Source organism: Chitinophaga sp. 22308 (assembly GCF_052045305.1).
GTDB classification, from domain to species: domain Bacteria; phylum Bacteroidota; class Bacteroidia; order Chitinophagales; family Chitinophagaceae; genus Chitinophaga; species Chitinophaga varians_A.
Map to the genome: position 1 here is coordinate 229,107 of NZ_JBQEOP010000002.1, position 20,492 is coordinate 249,598.

Below are 20,492 nucleotides of genomic sequence, written 5' to 3' on the forward strand. Positions count from 1 at the left end.
ACCTCCATGCCCGTGGCCTGGTAACTGTTTTTCATAGGTTGTTATGTGTGATGTATTATTCCTCGTTTTTTATGGTTTACAAACTGGGTCTGTTACTGTCGGACACTAAAATATATTTTATTTTGATTATATCAAATTGTTTGTAAATAAAAATTTTACAATAAATATATTCTTGTCAAGTGATCTTTTCTAGTGTGAGATACCAATTTTAATATAGCTGTCATTTCTCCACCGCAGCTTCACCGGCTTACCGGCATCGTTAATCGTTTCTTCGCTGACATCTTTCCCTGTGCCATAATTGATTTGTTCAAACGGATTTTGGTTGATATTGATCACCACTACAAGCCGGCTGCCTTTTGATAATCGTTTGCTGATCATACGGGTATTACTAAACGAAATATCATTGATGCTGCCTGGTGTCAGTAGGTGACGCTTTTCCAGGCTGACGGCATAGCTGGCCCGCCCTAGGAAATAGGAAAGCTGAAAGTACCGCCCGTCGGGCGTTTGCTCATACAGGTTGATACCAAGGTCTATATCTTTTTTATTAGGGATGACCTGCAGCTGGCCAAAGAAAGACCCGTTGATGCAAATATCAGCCGGCAATGGTTCACTTATAAACACAAGGCCATTGGCCGTATTGATGCTGTTATTGATAAGGCTGGGGAGAATGTAGTTGCCTGTAAACGGACCGCTCCTGCCGGAAAGGTCTGCCTGCTGTGAAATAAATGCTGTATCAGCAGGTGGTCGTTGTGACAACTGTTGCGGCGCCAGGTAAAACGTCAGTGTATCATTGTTCATCTGCTGCAGGGAAGCCGCATGTTTCCACTGATTGGTGCCCATTACCTGGTAATTGATACGGTCCTTCAGCAGCGCAGGTTTGGGGCCGCCCTTGAGGATGTGGTCAAACCACTGGTAAATCAACTGATGGATACTGATGCGTGCCACACTGTCTAACGTATAGCCGTTGAGGTAAGGGGCCGGTACATGCTGGCAGCCCAGGTGGTCGAACGGCCCGATAACGAGGTAGTGCTCTGCGTTGGGGTGGTACCGAAGGTGCTCGCGGAAGTAATACATGGCGCCGATTTGCGCGCCATCGAAGTAACCGGTAGTACTCAGTATGGGAATGTTGATCCGGGAGAAGTCTTCCTTATAAGCTGTCATGTTTTGCCAGTACGCATCATAAGCCGGATGTTTCAGCCAGCGGCGAAAAATGGGATTGGGCGTGCCGTCCACGCTGTCCAGCGTTTGATAGGCCGCGCCGCTGTGATACCAGTTGAACTGCATATTGCGCCAGCGGTTCCGGTCGTTGTATGTTACATTGTCCAGGAATTTGTTATTGGTCACATAAGGTATCCACGGATATACGAAGCTCATGAATACATTGTTTTCTTTTGGCACGTCATAACCTGGCACCACGGCGGCGGAAGGCACAATCGTTTTCAGCGCAGGCGGCACGCCATCCTTGACAGCCGCCCATTGCGTGAAGCCTACGTAACTGCCGCCGTACATACCGATGCTGCCATTGCACCAGGGCTGCCTGCTGATCCAGTCGATCACGTCGCGGGCGTCATGGCCGTCACGCTCGTAAGGCTCCGTTGCTTCCGGACTAAGGCGTTTTCCCCTGGTATTGGCCACTACGCCCACATAACCTTTGTCGGCTGCTTCTTTGGCTATGGTGAGATTAGCCACTTCGGTGTAGATAGTGAAGAAAAAGATAACGGGCAACGGTCCCTGCTGACGCCTGGGCCTCACTACTATTGCAGACACACGGGCGCCATCGCGTGTATTTATCAGCAGGCTGTCGCGGATGAGGTAGTGGTCACGGTCCACCTGCCGTAACAGCGGCGCGGCCATGGCGGCAATACGGGGCATCAGTTGCCATGCGGTATACCGCCGGCACAGCTGTATGGCGTCTGGCAGGGAAATACTGTCCTGTGCGGCCTGCTGGGCCAACTGCCGATGCAGATCGGCGGTCAGGAAGGCGCTATCGGCGGTATACCAGTTATCAATGTCATACCTGCTGTTGGCGTGCAGCCGTGACAGTGATATCCGGAACGATTCCCGGAAGGCTTCATCCGTGGACTGTCTGCGCTGCATGGCATGCGCATAGCTTTCGTATTGAATAAACCGCACGGCTGCTTTTTCGGGATCACTTTGCGCATAGGCATCGCGGTACTGCTGAATGGTGGCGAGGGCAGCGGCATATTGCCGGGCGGTCAGCTGCACCATCAGCAACTGTTGCAGGTAAGCCCAGGTATCTTGCCCGGGATGGAGCTGTGGCAGCAATTTTGCTGCCAGGACGGGCATTTCGCGGGCGAGGATTTCCGGATGGGTGGCGGCTTCGCGCGGAAATACAAAGGACTGTGCAATGATGTTCCCGTACAGGCATAACAATGCCGGCAGGAGAATAAGTCTCTTGAAAATCATCTTATAAAGTATTAAAGGGAGGATTACATTTTATTCCACTGTTTGAAACGAACGGTCTGCCGGCCGGACACGATGACGGATATGTCTCCGCGGATAATCAGCTGCAGCCGGCCTCCGTCGACAGGCGTAATATCGGTGATATAACGGGCATGCACCAACTGGTTCCTGTTGGCCCGGAAAAAACAGGCGGGATCGAGCCGCTCTTCCAGCTGGTTCAGCGAGGTTTTGATCAACGCCTGCCTGTCGGCTGACCAGATACGGGCGTAATTGTTCACCGACTCTATCAGGTAGATATCGTTTTGCCGCAGGAAAAAACATTGATCGCCATCTTTGATGAATAACTGTTTGTCGGGTACCGTGCTGCCGGACAATGCCGCCCGTTCCCGCACTTTGGTGCGGTGTTTTTCCATGGCCTGTGCAAACCGTTCTGTACGGAAAGGTTTCAACAGATAGTCCAGCGCATTGCTGTCGAAAGCCTGAACGGCGTAAGTGTCATAGGCTGTTGTAAAAATAACGTCAGGTACATTCGTGAGTTGGGCCAACAGCTCGAAGCCATTGGTGCCAGGCATTTGTATGTCAAGGAACAACAGGCCGGGCTGTATATCCCTAGCGAGCGCCAGGGCTTCGGGCACGTGGCGGGCTTCTCCCGCCACTTCATAATCGGTGTATGGCAGCAACGCCCGTTTGATTTCTTCCCGGGCGGCGCGTTCATCGTCTATGATCACTACCTGTATCTTTTGCATGCTGTTTTATTATAGCTCCACAAACGGGATGGAAATAACAGACAATACCTGTAGTTCCGGCAACGCTGTTATGTGAAAAGAGGCACGCCCCTGAAACTGCAGCAGCAGCCGCTCGCGCAGGTTACGGATGCCCAGCCCGCCGGAAACGGACGATTGTAATACCCCCGGATTTTGTACCGACAAACAGATCTGATCGCCGTTCCTCGCGACGCTGATGGTGACGCAACCGCCTGCTATACTATGTGCGATACCGTGTTTAATAGCGTTTTCCACCAGCGTCTGAATACTAAGTGGTGGCACGGCAATGCCTGTCAGTGCAGGGTCAGTACGGATATCTGCCTGCAGCCGGTCTTCGAAACGCAGTTTCTCCAGTTCCAGGTAATCGCCGACCAGTTGCAGTTCTTCCTGCAGCGTCACTAGTTGATCGGACCGTTTGTACAACGCATTGCGCAGCAGGTCGGAGAGCAGGTCAATGGCCCTGCGTGCCAGCATTGGATCTTCCAGCACCAGTGATTTGATATTGTTTAACGAATTAAAAAAGAAATGCGGATTGAGTTGAGCCGTGAGATTGTCGAGCTGCATTTCTTTTGCCAGCAGCTGTAACCGGGCGTTTTCACGCGCGGCCGCATTTTGTTGCCGGGCATAATGATAAAGGTGCCATGCGAGCACCCAGATAGCCATGGTACGGATGCCTGTCATCAATGGCACCTGGCTGTTGGTTTGCAGGTACCGGAAAAATGTTTGTTCATGAGAGCCCAACCAGTAGAAACGCAGTGTCACCGCGAGGGCGAAGCAGAGCGCCAGTACTACGATGGCAGGAATAATGCGCAGCATCAATGGTTTGGGGCGCAACAGATGCCAGTCGTGTTGCAGCGCCAGCCGGCGGTAGCTATGCGTCAGCAATATGTTGACGCCGATGTCCGCTACGAAATTGAGCGCGGCAAAGGAGTAGCTAAAAGTCGGGCTGCGCAGAAAAGCGTCCACCTCCCAGTAAAGGGCGGCGATCGTCCAGCCGGCCAGCTGGCACTGCCAGTAAGGTGATAAAGGCGTCAGCTTTTTCATACCGGACAAAGTAAGCCGTTCCGCCGGACATAAAAAAGTAAAGTACAGGAGCGCCGTAAAACGGGGACAAGCGCCTATACGGCCAGCTGCTGCCGCGAAGTATCATCTGGTTGAGTGAAACACAGGTAATACTGAAAATACAGCAGCACCAGCAGGCAGGGCAGCGCTTTCAGCTGATAGTTTACGGCCACCTTGTTGATGAAGGAAGGCACGAGGTCAGTAGGACAGAGGGAGGTGACCAACACCAGCAGTCCCAGCAGGATGACAGACAGCGGCCGTTCGGGCAGCATCATCAGTCCGGCCACGGCGCCGGTCACCGCCATGATATAGGTAGGTGATTCGGTACTTTGATTAAACAATACCACCCAGAGCAGGAGGTAGCCTGCAATGATCCAGTGATAGTGCAACGGCCTGTTTTTCCAGGCAAAATAAAGTGCGGACACGAGGCCTGAAAAAGCCAGTGCGGTAACGGTCTTCCCGATGATGCCCCCGGATTGTTGTGGCAGATGCAGCATCGCATAGATCATTCCGCGTACGGAACCGTCTTCCAGAATGACAGGGCTCGTGATCAGCTTAAACCAATCATGATAAGCCTGTAACAGCTCCGCCGGCGACATCACCACCAGCGGCAGCAGGGTGCCGATGATGCCAAACAACGCACAGTAACTGAGGTAGGTGAGCTTCCTGTCGTAGAAAAGAAATACCAGGCCGGTAATGGCGCCATATCCTTTGATGAAAAAACAAATACAAGTGAACAGCGCGGCCAGCATAGGTTTACCACGGTCCAGGTTAATCACGGTGAGCAACATCAGCGCTGCCATGATGGGGTTCGTCTGCGAGGACTGGATGGCGTTCAACAGCTCCAACAACAGCAGCCAGCTGATGATATAGCGCTTGTTGGCAGCTACCGGCAACTGACGCAGGGCGTACAGAAAAAGACCGGCGCTGCCCATCAGCCAGATAAAAAGCCCCAGCGTGACCGGTAAAATGGCCAGTGGCGCAAAAAGTATAGGGAAAGTAGGGTGATATAAAAAATAGTCGAAATAGGTATCGGGATAAAGTTGATATAACGGCATATGATGCAGCATGTGGTCCCACGAGCTGCGGAAAATAATAAAGTTATTATATCGCTGTGTCGCCAGTGACTGGATAAACAATACCAGCGTACCGATGAAATACAGTACAGTCACTGTCAGCGGACGTTGAAACCAAGATGGCAGCCGGTTGGCGACGGACAGTGAAAATACAGGCGTAGGTAAATGTTGCTTTGGCACAATAAATCAATTAACTCTCTGTATCATAAACGCAGGTATTGATTATTCCCTCCATCGACCGACTGAAAAATTATCACATTGTTTTTAATTGTATTTAAAAACGACAGAGTTACAGCATCGCTTGGTAAAAATAATTGATAACATTAAATTAAAATAACCCCGAAAACGGATTGCTTTACTTTGCAGGGCAATGTCAAAAAAAGCAGTTGCTCATGCAAACCCGTGAAGATTTCGAGTTGCTCCAACAGATCAAGGATGGCGATAAAAAGGCTTTTGAAACCTGTTTCAACAAGCACTGGCAGCTATTGTACGCATTAGCAGAACGCATACTCAAATCAGAAGACGACGCCAAGGACGTGGTGCAAATGGTGTACATCTCCCTGTGGGGAAGAAGGGAACAACTGGAGATCACCGGTTCCCTGCAACATTACCTGTTACAGGCCGTGCGGTACCAGTCACTGAAACGGCTAAAGGAAATACTCGACAAACCCGAACACCTGGACCGGGTACACGAACATTACCTGCCGGTGCTCAACAGCATCTGGCATAAACTTCATGAATCCGACCTTTTTAATGAGATATCCTCCCAGCTGGAAACACTGCCGCCCCGCACCCGGGAAATGTTTCTGCTGAGCCGTCGCCAGCAGCTGTCCATCGCTGAAATAGCTGAACGGATGGGCGTATCCGAAAAAACCGTCCGTAACCAGTTGCACATCGCGCTGAAGACGCTCCGCCACCACATTGCTGTTGCCCTTGTTCTGGCCGATCTTTTTGTTTGTTAATAATTCCTTAACCTGACCGAACGGGACAATACCCTCTTTCCCGGGAACATATAGATAGAGAAGTTCAGTTTTTTACCCGAAGGCATGGAGCGCCTGATATACGGTCATTATGAATGTAGCACAACTAAAACGGATCATCAACAGGTACCTGGCAGGAAATGCCTCGGGTAAGGAAACTGCGCTGATAGAAACATGGTATGGATCAGCGCTGGACGAAGCCCGGCAAACACCCGCCTCTCCGCAAAGCGAAGTTTACCGGCAGGAAGTGCTGGAGCGCCTGCGCCTTGAAATGAACGAAGGACCAACAGGAAAGGTTATACGTTTTTCAAAAATGCGCAGCATAGCGGCCGCCTGTATCGTGCTGCTGGGCGGCGCTTCCCTCGCCTGGAAATACCAGTACGATATCCTCGACGCTATAGATCCCGTACCGCTGGAAACAGTTACCGCACGCGCTTTCCAGGTAAAGCAGGTCGTACTGCCGGATAGCACCGTCGTGGTACTCAATGCCGGCAGCGAAATCAGCTATCCCCGTCATTTCCGTGGAAAAAAACGCCAGGTGCGGCTCAATGGGGAAGCGTTCTTTACTGTTACACACAACCCTTCCGCAGCGTTCACCATTACCGCCCCGCACCTGCAGGTACAGGTACTGGGCACCTCCTTTGTGATGACCGACAGCAGCCACGTACAGGCGGCGAGGGTAAGCGTAAAAACAGGCCGCGTGGCCGTTTCTGCCGAAACAAAAGGCTTCCCCGTCACACAGCTGACGGCCAACCAGGAACTGTTTTATGATGAAGCCGGCGGCGTCGTGAACATCAACCGTCATCATGAGGCAGACCTCGGGTGGACCACCAAGCAGCTCGTTTTTAACAATGCGTCCCTATCGGAAGTCTTCCGCGAAATCGAAAATCTGTTCAAAGTAAAAATACAGGTCAGCGATACCAGCATCCGTCAGCTGAAATTTACCGGCGCCTTCGATGCCGGCGATCCTTTGCCGGACATGCTGAAAGTGATCGCCTTGTCTTACCGGCTGACCATTCAGAAACATAAAGACGGAACAATAAACATCAGCAACTAACAGCTAAAACTAAAACACTCACCTGTTTACACCACCGCGCCAGCGGTGGTAACGGGGGATCTTTTTCAAAAAACAATCAAAACGAATGAAGGAAAAAATTTTACCGGGATTAAAACAGACAGGGTGGAGATGGGTGTGCAGCCTTGCGCTGGTGTTGAGTTTCCTGACAACAGCGGCCGCCCAGGACAACGCGCTGGCTAAAAAGATCAGTGTCAGCTTTAAAAACGAAGGACTGGTCCGCTGCCTCGAAATGGTGCAGCAACGCGGCGGCGTCACTTTCTTTTACAACCCGGCCGAAGTGAATGCCACCGGCAAAAAATACAACATCGGCTTCGACAACAAAAGCGTACAGGAAGTGGTGGTGTACCTGCTGCAGGGCACCGGCCTGGAGTTTGAAATGGCCGACAATAAAAAGATCGTCATCCGCAAAGCGCAGCCCAAAACGGAAACGCCCCGCAAATGGCGCACTGTAAGCGGTGTCGTTAGAGATGCTAAAAAGAACATGCCTATCGGAGGTGCAGAGATACTGGTACAGAGCAACGGTAATCATCTCACCGCCGATGCCGGCGGCCGCTTCACCGTAGAAGTAAAAGACACCGTGGACGTACTGGTGGTCTACTTCGTGGGCTATGCCACCAAAATGGTGAAAGTAGGCGCCAGCAAAGCGCTGGACATCCATATCCAGCCCGACAGCAAAACACTCGGCGGCGTAACGGTGGAAGCCCGTCGCCGTACCAATACGGAAGCGTCGCTGCTTAACGACCGTAAAAACGCGGCCGTGATATCCGACGGTATCTCCGCACAGAACATCGAAAGAACCGCCAGTATCACCACCACGCAGGCTTTGCAGCGTGTGTCCGGCGTAACGATCACCGATGAGAAATACGTGGCCATCCGCGGCCTCGGCGACCGCAGCGTGATAGGACAACTCAACGGCGTACGCCTCGCATCTTCCGATCCGGACCGCAGCGCTATCCCCCTCGACCTGGTGCCTTCCAGCCTGCTGGACAATATCACCGTTTATAAAAGCAGCACGCCCGATAAACCGGCAGATGCTTCCGCCGGTATCGTAGAGCTGAAAACAAAATCCATCCCTGACCGTGAAACGTTCAATATCACCATCCAGAGCGGCTTCAATACACAGGTAGGCCTCGGTGGAAAAATGAACAGTTTCTATAACAGTGAAAGTGGTTTCCTCGGCGGAAAAATCAAAAGCAAAGGCCTTAGCGACGAATTCCAGGCACTCGCCAAACAATACCCCAACGGCCTGCGCGAGATACAGGACAAAATCGCCTTCAGCCGCAACGATCCTGCCATGCAGGCCGAGGCTGCACGCATTAACCGCATCATGCATCAGTTTGATCCCGTGCTGACCACACAATATAAATCGGCACCGCTCAACCAGCAGTATGCACTCACCTACGGTAACAACTTCAAAGTATTTAAAAAACACCAGGTAGGTATCATTGCCGGCGCCAACTACTACAGCCGCGTAACAGATATCCACGGCGGAGAGCTCAACCAGTGGAGCATCTACCAGGGGGTGCTCACCGGTAGCAACGATGTGTACAGCCCGCGGATCATCCCGAACTATATCACCCCAAATAATATTCATCTGGGAAAGTATCTCACATATAAAGAGAATACCGGTGTTCAAACCCTTAACTATGGATTTTTGGGCGGACTGGCATACCGCTTTAACCCGCAGCATGAAATCAGCATGCAGTACCTGGGCAGCCGTGGCGCGGAAACCAAAGCCACCAACCTCTATGGCGCATATGAGTATACCGGCTTGCCAGGCACCGTCTCCAATATCATCTACTCCCTCAAACAGAGCTACCGTACCCTTAATACTTTTAACCTGCAGGGTGAACACAAGTTCCTGAAAGGGGAATACAGCCCGCGATTGAGTTATAACCTGGCTACTTCCTCTTCCAGTCAGGATGATCCGGATTACCGTTTTGTGAACCTGGCGGACTACAAACCCGTTGGTGGCGGCGCTTATCAGAAGCCTACCCAGATGCCGGGCGGCACTTATGACTGGGCGTATACCCCGGACCTGTACTCCCTGGTGTCCGGCTACGTGAATGGCTATGGCCCTTACGGCATTATCCAGGCCGATCCTAACGGCCGCCGTTTCCGTAAGCTGCATGAAACAAACTATAACTATAAAGCTGATCTGACCATTCCTTTTAAAGTGGCGGGGCTAAGGCAGGAATTTAAAACAGGTGCCAACTATCTGCACCGCAAGCGCGAATTCACAGAGAACGTATTGTTCCTGCCTGGCTCCAATTACTCCGCCAACAAGGCTTTGCCGTTGTATGAAGTAAATGGTGACCTGAACCGCCTCGTAGGTTATGACCGTATAGGTGTGCGTCCGCCGTCTGCTTACAATCCCGAAGGCCAGCCTGTTGTCGGTGGTTTCCTGTATAATATCCAGAAATCCCCCAACAACTATAAAGGGTTTTATGAAACACGCGCTTTCTATGGCATGCTCGACCTGCACCTGACGGACAACCTGCGGCTCACGGGCGGTGTACGTTTCGAGCTGACAGACATCCAGGCCGCGGTAGACACTTCCGGCGTATTCCTCGATCCCTCCATCAGTACGCCCGACAAAGACGGCAACAAAGTGAACCTGGTATATACCGAACCCAACTCTATCTACAAAACAGATTACAAGCCTTACTACTCTGCTAACCTGACTTATACACTGAACAAGAAAATGAATTTCCGCCTGGGCTACAGCAATTCCCTGGCGCGTCCGGAACTACGGGAACTGACCAACGTTTTTGACTTCGATCCGTTCCAGTTTGCGTTGGTAGTAGGCAACCCGAAACTGAAAAACCAGCTGACCACCAATTACGATTTCCGTTGGGAATGGTTTCCTTCCGCAGGAGAGGTGTTGTCTGCTTCTGTTTTTTATAAAGAGATCGATAACCAGCTGACGAAAGTATATAAACAACAGACTTCCGGTCTGGATGCACGTTTCCCGGAGTTCCCCGCTATTGAGTTCCAGAACGATCCTAACAAAGGGCGCGTATACGGGATAGAGCTGGAAGCTGTAAAGAATCTGGGCACCCTGGTGCCGGCGCTCAACCACTTTAACCTGGGCGCCAACCTATTGCTTGCGCAAAGCGAAATCAAAAAAACAGCAGAAAGAATGCAGGCCTCACAGGCACTGGACCGCCGCGCGCCGTCCAACAGTCCGTTGTTTGAACAGGCCCCTTATTCCATTAACGTGTTCCTCAACTATTTCAACAGCAAGTCAGGTACCGATGTGACTACAACGTTCAACATGGTGGGAGAGCGATTGATACAGGTGAACCTCGATGGTACGCCTGACCTGTACACCAGGCCCAATCCTGTCCTGGACTTCGTGCTGAGCCAGCGTATCTACAAACGCCTGATGTTTAAAGGGTATGCCAAAAACATCCTGGACCGTCCGTTGCAGGAAGTGTATGCCAATCCCAACACCGGTGGCAGATACTACGGAAAAGAGTATATCCGCCGCAGTTATAAACGCGGTACCGAGATCATGCTGGGACTGAGCTACACCCTGTAAATACTAACTGAAACAAGCTAATCTGAATACAATGAAAAGATGCTTACACACGGTGATGTTGTACCTGTTGAGTGCCGGCGTATTAACGTCCTGCACCAAAAAAGAGGACTTTACGTATGACAACCGCGTTAATCCGCAGGCCGATGCAGCTTCCAGCGTTCGTATTGTGAACCTGCGCGGGGCCACGGAGCTGATGGTGAATGGAAAGCAGCTGTCTGCTTTTATGTTGCCCAATTATGAGGGTTACTATGATGAAAACACCACGAAGGGCACGCCTTTTTTCCCGGAAACGGGCCGTATGGGCCTTACCTATACCATCCCGCAACAACTTGTTAGTGCTGATGGAACGGTGAAGGATATACGTTTTGCATCCTTTGTACGTAGTTTCTCGCTGGCGCTGACCAGAGGTTTTGTGGCGAAGGATGATTTTAACCATCCGGTGGATTATTACTTCACTTATTTCGCGCCTAATACCGGGCAATTGACGGATTCATTGTTTGCTATTCCCCGCTCAGTATCACCGCCGGCGAACCCGGAGCACTGTAAAGTGCGGCTGTTGAACCTCAGCTCTTCCAGCGCAGCCTTCGGCGGCAATATGCGGGTAGTGTGGGCTGATGGCACAACAGTAGCCGGACTGGATAATATTGGAGTAGGACAGTATTCCGAATATGTGGAACTGCCTTACGGCACTTACCAGTTGAAAGTAATGGCCATGGACGGTCAGATGGTGCCGGGCGTAGGAGGCAGCACGCAGGAGTTCAACGTGATCAACCCACCGACGGGCACCATCATGTTACCTGGCGTAAAAGCCAAGCCCCGTGTAAACGGTTTTGTGGACAGCAAGCTGACCTTCGCACCGTTAAAGACTTATCAGCCAGGGGGTGTGTATACCATTGTGGTAGCCGATCAGCCCACTTTCCGTTATCCTACCGGTAGTGACAACGGCGAAACTTATCCCGGCAAAAACAATGCTTTCCGCATCATCGCTGATGCAGAGCCGCAAAACAATACCTATGCCCGGTTACAGGCTATCAATGTACTACCTGGCAAATCTGTCAGCGTATCGGTGGATGGAAATATGCTGGGCAATGCCCTCGCTTTTTCAGCAGCTTCCGCTTTTAAACCATATATAACGGGCACGCATGTGGTAAAAGTGACCGACGCCGCCGGCACGGCGCTGACCGACAGTACGGTATCGCTGATACCGGGTGATAATAATACGATATGGGTATATGAAAAAAACGGTAAAGCGGCGATCAGCATAGTGGCCAATAACCTGAGCAACAGCTTTTATTCCGGCGCCACGGAAGATGGCAGCTACAGCACTACTAAAATCGAATTCCCCAGCTGGATACGCTTTATGAATTTCTGTCCTGATCTGCCGGAAGCCACTTTCACAACAGATGACGGGCAGGTGCTGGGTACTACGCTTGCTGGTCAGCGCCTGCAACTGGGCGTCCCGATGGTGAAGAACCCTTACGTGATGCTGGATGCCAATTTTTATCAAAGCGTGCTGGCCTATGCCTCTGCGGAAAATGTGATACCGGGCAACTGGCTGCGGGAGGTTACACCACTGCGGAGCCGTGATTTTATCGCCCGCCCGGAACTGTATCCTGCCGGACGTTCGCCCATCAGCGAAACCGGTGTATATACCGTGGCACTGATCGGCAACCTCAATACCAGCAAGCCGGGAAGCGAAAAGGCCCGGATGATCATTATCAAACATAATCAGTAACATGAATAACAGAATTATCCTTTTGCTTTTACTGTGGATAGCTGTGGGTGCGGCCTGCCGGAAAACGGAATACACTACCATTGCCGAGCCGGCCTACCTGCGGATATTCAATAACCTGGACTATAATATCACTGTTGACAACAAGGAAGCGCCGCAACCGTTCCTCACGTTCCTGCTGGACCCTGAGCTGGATGCAGGTGGAATTCCCGTTGCCGCCAAAGCTACCGGTGATTTCCTCGATAAACGCGCCGCATGGGCAAGGCCTTATCCGGATGCGGTCAACACCACACTGTTTCAGACAGAGTATCCCGGCAGTGCCAAAGTATTGGCCGGCCCAGTGCTCAATGGCTACGACCTGTCCAGCTGGGCACAGGTGCCCGCAGGCAAACACCGCGTGATGTTCATCAGCCGTCCCATCAGCGAGGTGCCCTTCTTTCAGCTGCCGAAAGACCTGCGCAGCCAGGTCATCATTGATACCACCATTGACTTCGGTAGCAGGGAAGTATATACCATGCACGTACTGGAAAAAGATGTAGATACCAAAACACCGGGTATCTATGTACGGAAGGAGACATTTATCAACCAGCCTTTTTCTGATTCGATGGTATATGTCAATTTCTATAACCTCAGTTCTTCAGGATTTTTTGAACGCGGAAAATTGCGAAACAATTCCGAAGTCTTTAACCTGAAGATACGGGACACCATGAATGTGTATTATTCACTGGGCAAGGTCAATGAACAGAACCGTCCCTTACCTGTTGCAGGTCATATAGGTGTACTGATGGACAAGGTAGTGCGCTCCCATGACCCGGCCGTACATCCGTATTACAGCTTTCCGCTGTTCCCGGACACCACTGCCAATAAGATATACGACGGAAGGATGGCGCAGACTTTTACCTTTCTGTCACCTGCCTATACCTACGAGAACAATCCTTTTATACAATATATGGGCGAATCCAACGGGCGCTTCTCCGAGCTGCGGATAGGGCCTGCCGGTATGCCCGGTGATGTCGCCTATCGCACGGTGGCGGATTTCCTCACCGGTATGGTGGTGACCATCCGTTCCGGCAAGTATTTAAACCGGTCTTTCGCCACTGTCAACACTATCGAATATGTCAATGGTAAATTTTATTTGATGACCATCCAGCGTAAGTATGAACCACCTGTGTACTAAGCAGGCCTTAAAAAAGATGATTATGCGATATTATACTTTGTCCTGTTTGTTTTTCTTTTTCCTGTTGATGATGACAGGATGTAAGAAAGATGATCTGACACCTCCGAGGGACACCGCTCCTGCCCGTGCTATGGGGGAGTTTATTCACAATAACTATGACCTCAGCCTGTTTGCTGCAGCCCTGCAAAAAGCGGGTCTGTTGGACAGCCTGAACCAGCCCGGTCCTTTCACCTGCTTCGTTCCGGACAACAAGGCTTTTAATGATATAGGCATTACCAGTCCGGCTGATTTTGATGCCATGGACCCGGAAAGCCTGCGTACAATGGTGAAGTACCATGTGTTCAAAGACCGTAAGTATATCTCCGAATTCCCATTGCAGATGGGCAATAAATATATGACCCTGGCGGGCTCAGAGATATTTGTGTCGTCGTCCGGCAATCCCGGCGCGACTTATACGCCGCCTGACAAAAGAAATGTTTTCGTGAACGGCGCCCTGGTGTACCCTGATTCTAAACGCAACGTGGCACTGTCTAACGGTGTGGTGCATGTTATCCGCAAGCCGCTTAATTACAGGCCGGGAACCATCCAGGAATATTTGCAGGCAGACACCAGCCTGTCCATTTTTGTCACCGTGATGAAGCGCTGTAAGCTGTGGGACGGACTGAAAGACAAAGGGCCGTTTACCGTATTTGTGCCGGACAACGACGCCTTTCGCCAATACAATATCACGGCAGACAGTGCGGCGCGCCTGGACCCGGATAAATACGAGGCGGTCGCCTTTAACATATATCCGTTGGCGTTAAAGTCCAAACGTATCTTCTCCACCGACTGGGTGCAGATTTCCGGTACCTATGGTCCTATCTCTTCCATGATCAACGTCGGGAATTTTGCCATCAAGCCTTATTATGAGTACAACTGGTACGATAATTCTGAGAATGTCCTGATCAATATGATGGACGTGATACAGCAGAACTTCAGCACCAACGGGCCATCTACGCTGCATTACCGGAAGGGTTTTGCCATCGGGGCCGACCAGCTGACCAGCAATGGGCTGGTGCATCGTATCGATGATCTGTTACTGGACCCCGCCACTTTACGCAAATAGCACAAACCGTTTTAAAGCTGATTGAAAATGAAATTTTTTACCGCTGTTAACATACCAGGCAAGCTGTTGAGATACTGCTTACCTGTACTGCTGGTGCTGACCATCGCCTGCCGCAAGCAGGATATTGAACCGGACCCTGTCGGTGAGCCGGTGCCTTACACCGGACCGGTATTGGGTTTGAAAGAGACTTTGGAAAAATCTCCCTATACCTATTTTAAAGCAGCCTGGAAACGGGCGAAGATAGATGCCCGCCTGGACGCAGCGGCCACGATATCGTTCACCATTTTTGCGCCAACAGACAAGGCATTTGAACAGGCAGGATGGACGATGGAAAAAATCAATCAGGCTGCGCCGGAACAGCTGGACAGCCTGTTGTCTTTCCACATCAGCGCCAATCAGATACATCCGGCTTCTCTTGCAGAAGTGATCGGTAATGTTCCCATGGTAACACTGCTGAAAGCCGAACTGCCCGGATTTGAAGGTTATCCTCCTTATCAGTATATGCTGTTTGCCGGTGTATACCATGACAGCCTTTATGTCAACGGACAGCCGGTGAGCAAATGGGGGCAGGCCCTTGAAAGCACCACGGCCACTATTTACCCGACAGATAAGGTATTGCAAAAGCCGGTGCAGGATATGCTGTCTTTTCTGCAGTCTGATGAACGATTCAGTCTTTACCTGGAAGCCTGCCGTATCAACGACAGCCTCTACCTGGATAAAGACCCCTGGAACACGACATTATTGAACATGCCGGTACTTTCCGCCACGGGTTCCTCAGGAGGGCAGTTTACGCTGGTTGTCCCCACTAACGAGGCATTCCACAAAAGCGGTTTTAATACGGCAGAGGATATACGCCAGTATAGTTACAAGTCATTGCCTATTGGCGATCCTGGCTATGATGATAAATTCTACTACGTTTATCCCACTACCGCCATGGATTCGATCCTGCTGCCAAATCGTATGGATTATGCCGGCACTGTTGCCGCTTATAACGGTACGAAGAAAATCTACCCGGTGTATTTCGTCAATGAGCTGATGGTCAACCGCAGTGTCTCTGGTATGATGCTGAGGACAGGGGCCGTGTATAACTATGCGCCTATGATATACCGGCTTGATTTTGCTGCCGGCAATACAGGTCTGGGCGTAAGGCGGCTCGGCACTGCTGCTGCCAGATTGCCACTCGCGGAAACAAATATCTGCCTGTTGAATGGCGTGGTCCATGTTGTTAACGACGGACTGTTCATGCCATAGTCATTCATCTCCCTAAAACAAACAATTATGAAAAGAATATTCTATACCGGTTTGCTATTGTTGTTAATGACGGCGTGCAGCAAGGATGAGAAGACAGCGCCGGACCAGCAGTTGAGCAATCGTATCACCTACGTGATCGCAGACAATATATTTAACTTCTCCAGTTTCAATGCAGTGATCGAGCGTACCGGCTATGGGCCCAAATTAGCTGGTGAAGGGCCGCTTACGGTACTGGTGCCGGACAACAACGCCTTTATTAAAGCCGGCTATGCCAATGTCGGCGCTGTATTGCAGGAGCGGTCATCCACGCTGAACCATATGATGACCTATCATGTGCTCAGCGGCACCTGGGAGCTGAATAAACTGCCTTTCGCTTTTAACCAGGAGCTGACCACCGCCTCCGGTGCTAAAATGTACGCCACCCGCTGGGTAAAAGGTAAAGACACGGTGCTGACCATCAACGGCACACCTGTTATCTCCTATAACCTACCGGCCAGCAATGGGCTGATACAGGTGATGAGCGAAGTGTTGCAACCACTGGTGAACCAGACATTGTCCGATGCCATTGCCGCAGATACCACGCTTACCTTTCTGAACGTAGCACTGCAGCAGGCCGGCTTGAAAGACCTGGTCGCTTCTAAAAAAGTCTATACTTTCTTTGCGCCCTCCAACAGCGCCTTCCGCAGCAAAGGCTTTCCTACGGCCGACAGCGTGGGACAAACAGATCCCGCTGTGCTGCAACGGATGTTGGGGTATTCCTTTTTTCCGGGTCGCCGTTTTGTCTATGACTATGTGCTCACCACTGATGATACCGATAAAAGTGAACAGGCCATGTATAACGGCAGTAACATCACCGTACAACTGCTGAAGACAGGTGTGAAATATACCGGTATCACCATCCAGGGATCTGGCAACACTTCCCCGGTCAACATCCTTAAAAGCAATGTGCTGGCAGGAAATGGCGTGCTGCATATAATCAGCAACGTGCTGAGTGAAAATCAATAAATCCAACAAAGCTTAACATGAAGCAGGTATTCTACATTATACTCTTACTCCCTTTGCTGATGATGGCGTCGGGAGGATACGCACAGGAAACTAACGGTGCCTGGAGCGGACGTATCACCAACGGTAAGCAGGAGCAACTGCCTGGTGTTACCGTACTGGCGGTGCATCTGCCTTCCGGTACTAAATATGGCACCGTCACCAGCGCAGATGGCCGGTATTATCTGCCCGGTCTTCGTATAGGCGGCCCGTATAGCATTACCGTCAGCATGATGGGCATGGAAACACAGTCCCGCGATGGTTTTACGATCCGTCTCGGTGAACCGCTGCAACTCAATTTTGTTCTCGCAGACAAAGGCAAACAACTCTCCGAAGTGGAGGTGAAAGCCACCCGTACTGGCGCCAAAGCCAATACCTTCGGAGCAGGACAACATATCAGCCGCTTGCAGGTGGCCAATATGCCCACTATCTCCCGCAGTATCACGGACATTACTAAGCTTGTACCGCAAGGCTCTAAAGACAACTCTTTCGCCGGTACCAATTTCCGTTATAACAATGTTACCATCGACGGCGCCATCAACAATGACGCGATAGGCTTCAGTCCCTCCATGGGCGGCATCACCGGCAGCTCCGGCATGCCCGGCTCCAGCACCCGCACCAACGCAGTGTCTATGGACGCTATTGAAGACATGCAGGTGTACCTCGCACCCTTCGACGTAAAGATCGGTAACTTCACCGGTGGCAGTATTAACGCCGTTACCCGCAGCGGTACCAATAAAGTGACAGGCAGCATTTACGGTTTCGGTCGCAATGCCGCTATCACCGGGAAAGACAAGGTGGGGCATCTCGGTAAAATGGACAAAGATTTTTATGATTACCAGGCAGGCGTGCGCGTTGGTTTTCCTATCATCAAAAACAAATTGTTCTTCTTTACCAATGAAGAAATCACCCATCGCCGGGACCCGGCGCAGCTGCTGGCCGGCAGCCAGGAAACAGCCCACATCCTGAGCACGAAAGATGCAGAAGATATCCGCAACGCCACCATCGCACGTTACGGCAAAGACGCAGATCCCGGTACTGCCGGCGCTTACAACGCCTGGTCAAAATCCGTGAAGTTCTTCAATCGTCTCGACTGGAACATCAATGATCGGAACCAGCTGTCTGTCCGCAATAATACTATCCGTTCTTCCGCGATGAACATGGACCGCGACCAGCAGGATTTCCGTTTCAGCAGTATGGCCTACGAACAGACCAATAACCAGACATCCACCGTGGCGGAACTGAAAACACGTTTCAATAACCGTCTCTCCAACAGCCTGATCATAGGCTATACTACGGTACACGATAAACGTGACCCATCGTCCAATCCTGCCTTGCCGCAAGTGCAGATCATGGGCCGCGCACCCGGTACTACCATCTACTGGGGCACCGACAGGGAAGCGTCTATTTTCAACATGAAACAACGCACCATCGAGGTGACGGACAATCTCACCTTGCGGAGAGGCAGGCATACCCTGCTCTTCGGTACCCACAATGAATTTTATCATATCGATTACGGCTTTGTGAACAGCTGGAATGGTCGCGTAGACTATCTCAGCATCGATGACTACCTGAACAACATTCCTTACCGTGTACGCGGCAGTTACAACTTTACCAACAACAGCCGCGATTATATCCTGGCCAACCCGGAAGCACGTTTCAATGTAAACATGCTCAGCGCCTATGTACAGGACGAAATCCAGGTGACAGAAAAACTGAAGCTGATACCCGGTGTACGTGCTGATTATACCATGTTGCCCAATGCACCAGCCCTGAGTGAACAAACACGTAATGCCTATACGGATGATTATTTTGGCACCACCTACGCCTATACGCCGTTGAACCGTATCACCAATCACTATCTGAACAAAGTGCAGGTGTCCCCACGGCTGGGGTTCCGGTATGACTGGCTGGGCAACCAGCAGTTGATACTGCGTGGCGGTACCGGTCTGTTTACCGGCCGTATTCCTTTCGCATGGCTGGCTTACGCTTATTATAACAACGGTATCAACTACGGTTCTTTTGACCAGAAAGCAGATGCAAAAGTTTTTGTGCCCGGTACCGATGCAGTGAAGCCTGGCCAGAACGGCATAGCCGACTTCATTGCCGGCAATGGTACGGTCATCAACAATCGCATGGCAGGTAAAACACAGGTAGACGTGATTGATAACAACTTCGTAATGCCGCAGGTATGGCGTACCAGCCTGGCTGTAGACTATACCACCGGGAACGGCTACAAATTCACGGTAGAAGGTATTCTCACTAAAACGTTGAAAGATGTGATGTTCCAACAGATCAATATCAAAGATAATCCGCGTTATTACGGTTACGACAGTACGAAACAGCAGCCTGTTTTCAGTGGTGCTGTAGACCCGCATTTTTCCAACGCCTATCAGCTGAGCAATACCCGTAAAGGATACCGGTACAGCCTTACCGGCAGCGTTAACCGCAACTTTCCTTTTGGATTGTACGCATCGCTGGCATATACCTATGGGCAGTCCAAAGACGTGTCCAACGGTATCCGCAATTCTATGGAGAGCAACTGGCAATTGAACCAGGCGCTCAATCCCAATAATCCTGGACTGGCTTATTCGAACTTTGATATCCGCCACCGCCTGGTGCTGAACCTGCAATATGTACGCCGCTGGAACACCAGCTGGATAAGTACTTTGAGCTTGTTTGCCACTGCGCAGTCGGGCAGCCCGTTCACCTATGGCATTGTGAACAACAGTATTCAGGGACTGCCACAGCAGGTGAGCCTCGTGTATATTCCCGAAGCTGCCGATGCGGTGAAGTTTTTTCAGGACTATACCAATAAAGCAGGGGAGACGGTTACTGCCGCCTCTCAGGCCGCCGCTTTCAACGATTATATTGAGGGTGATAAATACCTGCGTGGCCGTCGTGGTCAATACACAGAGCGCAATGCCGGTCGTACGCCCTGGAACGTTCAGGCAGATCTGCACTTTGCGCAGGAGTTCCATTTCTCGAAAGATCCTAACGGCCAGTTTATCACCTTCTCCGTTGACGTGATGAACTTCACCAACCTGTTGAACAAAACCTGGGGCAGGGCCTATTTTTCTCCCAATACGTTCAATTCTACCGCCAGCGTGGGCCTGACACCGGCTTTCCCGGCGAAACAGAACCCGGGCAACTATCCTGTGTACCAGTACGAAAATCCGGGAAAGCCCTACGCGATAGACTTTTTTAACTCCCGTGCGCAGGTGCAGCTCGGGATGAGATATTCATTCTAAAAATGAT

At 51.1% G+C, this 20,492-nt stretch carries 13 protein-coding genes; 9 read left to right on the plus strand and 4 right to left on the minus strand.

Going from position 1 to position 20,492, the window contains the following annotated elements; genetic code table 11:
* Positions 1-189: 189 nt before the first annotated feature.
* The 4 genes from ACTJJS_RS07695 to ACTJJS_RS07710 all read right to left on the minus strand — a co-directional run bounded on the left by ACTJJS_RS07695 (position 190) and on the right by ACTJJS_RS07710 (position 5,506).
* Entirely contained in the window at positions 190-2,427 is a 2,238-nt protein-coding gene (locus ACTJJS_RS07695) for a CocE/NonD family hydrolase (protein ID WP_440663178.1), read from the minus strand.
* Positions 2,428-2,450: 23 nt separating this feature from the next.
* Positions 2,451-3,170 (minus strand): LytR/AlgR family response regulator transcription factor, encoded by a 720-nt coding sequence (locus ACTJJS_RS07700; RefSeq protein ID WP_440663179.1) that lies wholly within the window; start codon positions 3,168-3,170, stop codon positions 2,451-2,453.
* A gap of 9 nt (positions 3,171-3,179) precedes the next feature.
* The gene (locus ACTJJS_RS07705; RefSeq protein WP_440663180.1) at positions 3,180-4,232 is read right to left on the minus strand and encodes a sensor histidine kinase; all 1,053 of its coding nucleotides are present in this window, start codon (positions 4,230-4,232) and stop codon (positions 3,180-3,182) included.
* A gap of 74 nt (positions 4,233-4,306) precedes the next feature.
* Positions 4,307-5,506: a glycosyltransferase family 87 protein gene (locus ACTJJS_RS07710; RefSeq protein ID WP_440663181.1), complete on the minus strand. Its 1,200-nt coding sequence runs from the start codon at positions 5,504-5,506 to the stop codon at positions 4,307-4,309.
* A 212-nt stretch (positions 5,507-5,718) separates the two neighbouring features.
* Between ACTJJS_RS07710 and ACTJJS_RS07715 the strand changes: the two genes are divergently transcribed.
* The 9 genes from ACTJJS_RS07715 to ACTJJS_RS07755 all read left to right on the plus strand — a co-directional run bounded on the left by ACTJJS_RS07715 (position 5,719) and on the right by ACTJJS_RS07755 (position 20,485).
* Positions 5,719-6,288, plus strand: a complete 570-nt coding sequence (locus tag ACTJJS_RS07715) for an RNA polymerase sigma factor (RefSeq protein ID WP_440663182.1) — start codon at positions 5,719-5,721, stop codon at positions 6,286-6,288.
* Positions 6,289-6,397: 109 nt separating this feature from the next.
* Positions 6,398-7,363 (plus strand): FecR family protein, encoded by a 966-nt coding sequence (locus tag ACTJJS_RS07720; RefSeq protein WP_440663183.1) that lies wholly within the window; start codon positions 6,398-6,400, stop codon positions 7,361-7,363.
* A gap of 85 nt (positions 7,364-7,448) precedes the next feature.
* On the plus strand, positions 7,449-10,928 hold the full coding sequence (locus ACTJJS_RS07725; protein WP_440663184.1) for a TonB-dependent receptor domain-containing protein: 3,480 nt from the start codon (positions 7,449-7,451) through the stop codon (positions 10,926-10,928).
* 31 nt (positions 10,929-10,959) lie between these two features.
* Positions 10,960-12,663, plus strand: coding sequence for a hypothetical protein (locus ACTJJS_RS07730; protein ID WP_440663185.1), 1,704 nt, complete (start codon positions 10,960-10,962; stop codon positions 12,661-12,663).
* Position 12,664: 1 nt separating this feature from the next.
* The gene (locus tag ACTJJS_RS07735) at positions 12,665-13,837 is read left to right on the plus strand and encodes a hypothetical protein (protein ID WP_168872356.1); all 1,173 of its coding nucleotides are present in this window, start codon (positions 12,665-12,667) and stop codon (positions 13,835-13,837) included.
* 22 nt (positions 13,838-13,859) lie between these two features.
* The gene (locus tag ACTJJS_RS07740; protein ID WP_440663186.1) at positions 13,860-14,942 is read left to right on the plus strand and encodes a fasciclin domain-containing protein; all 1,083 of its coding nucleotides are present in this window, start codon (positions 13,860-13,862) and stop codon (positions 14,940-14,942) included.
* Between the two features lie 27 nt (positions 14,943-14,969).
* Complete coding sequence (locus ACTJJS_RS07745) at positions 14,970-16,193, plus strand: fasciclin domain-containing protein (RefSeq protein WP_168872358.1); 1,224 nt, start codon at positions 14,970-14,972, stop codon at positions 16,191-16,193.
* A gap of 27 nt (positions 16,194-16,220) precedes the next feature.
* Positions 16,221-17,198, plus strand: a complete 978-nt coding sequence (locus tag ACTJJS_RS07750) for a fasciclin domain-containing protein (protein ID WP_440663187.1) — start codon at positions 16,221-16,223, stop codon at positions 17,196-17,198.
* 17 nt (positions 17,199-17,215) lie between these two features.
* Positions 17,216-20,485 (plus strand): TonB-dependent receptor, encoded by a 3,270-nt coding sequence (locus tag ACTJJS_RS07755; RefSeq protein ID WP_440663188.1) that lies wholly within the window; start codon positions 17,216-17,218, stop codon positions 20,483-20,485.
* Positions 20,486-20,492: the final 7 nt, after the last annotated feature.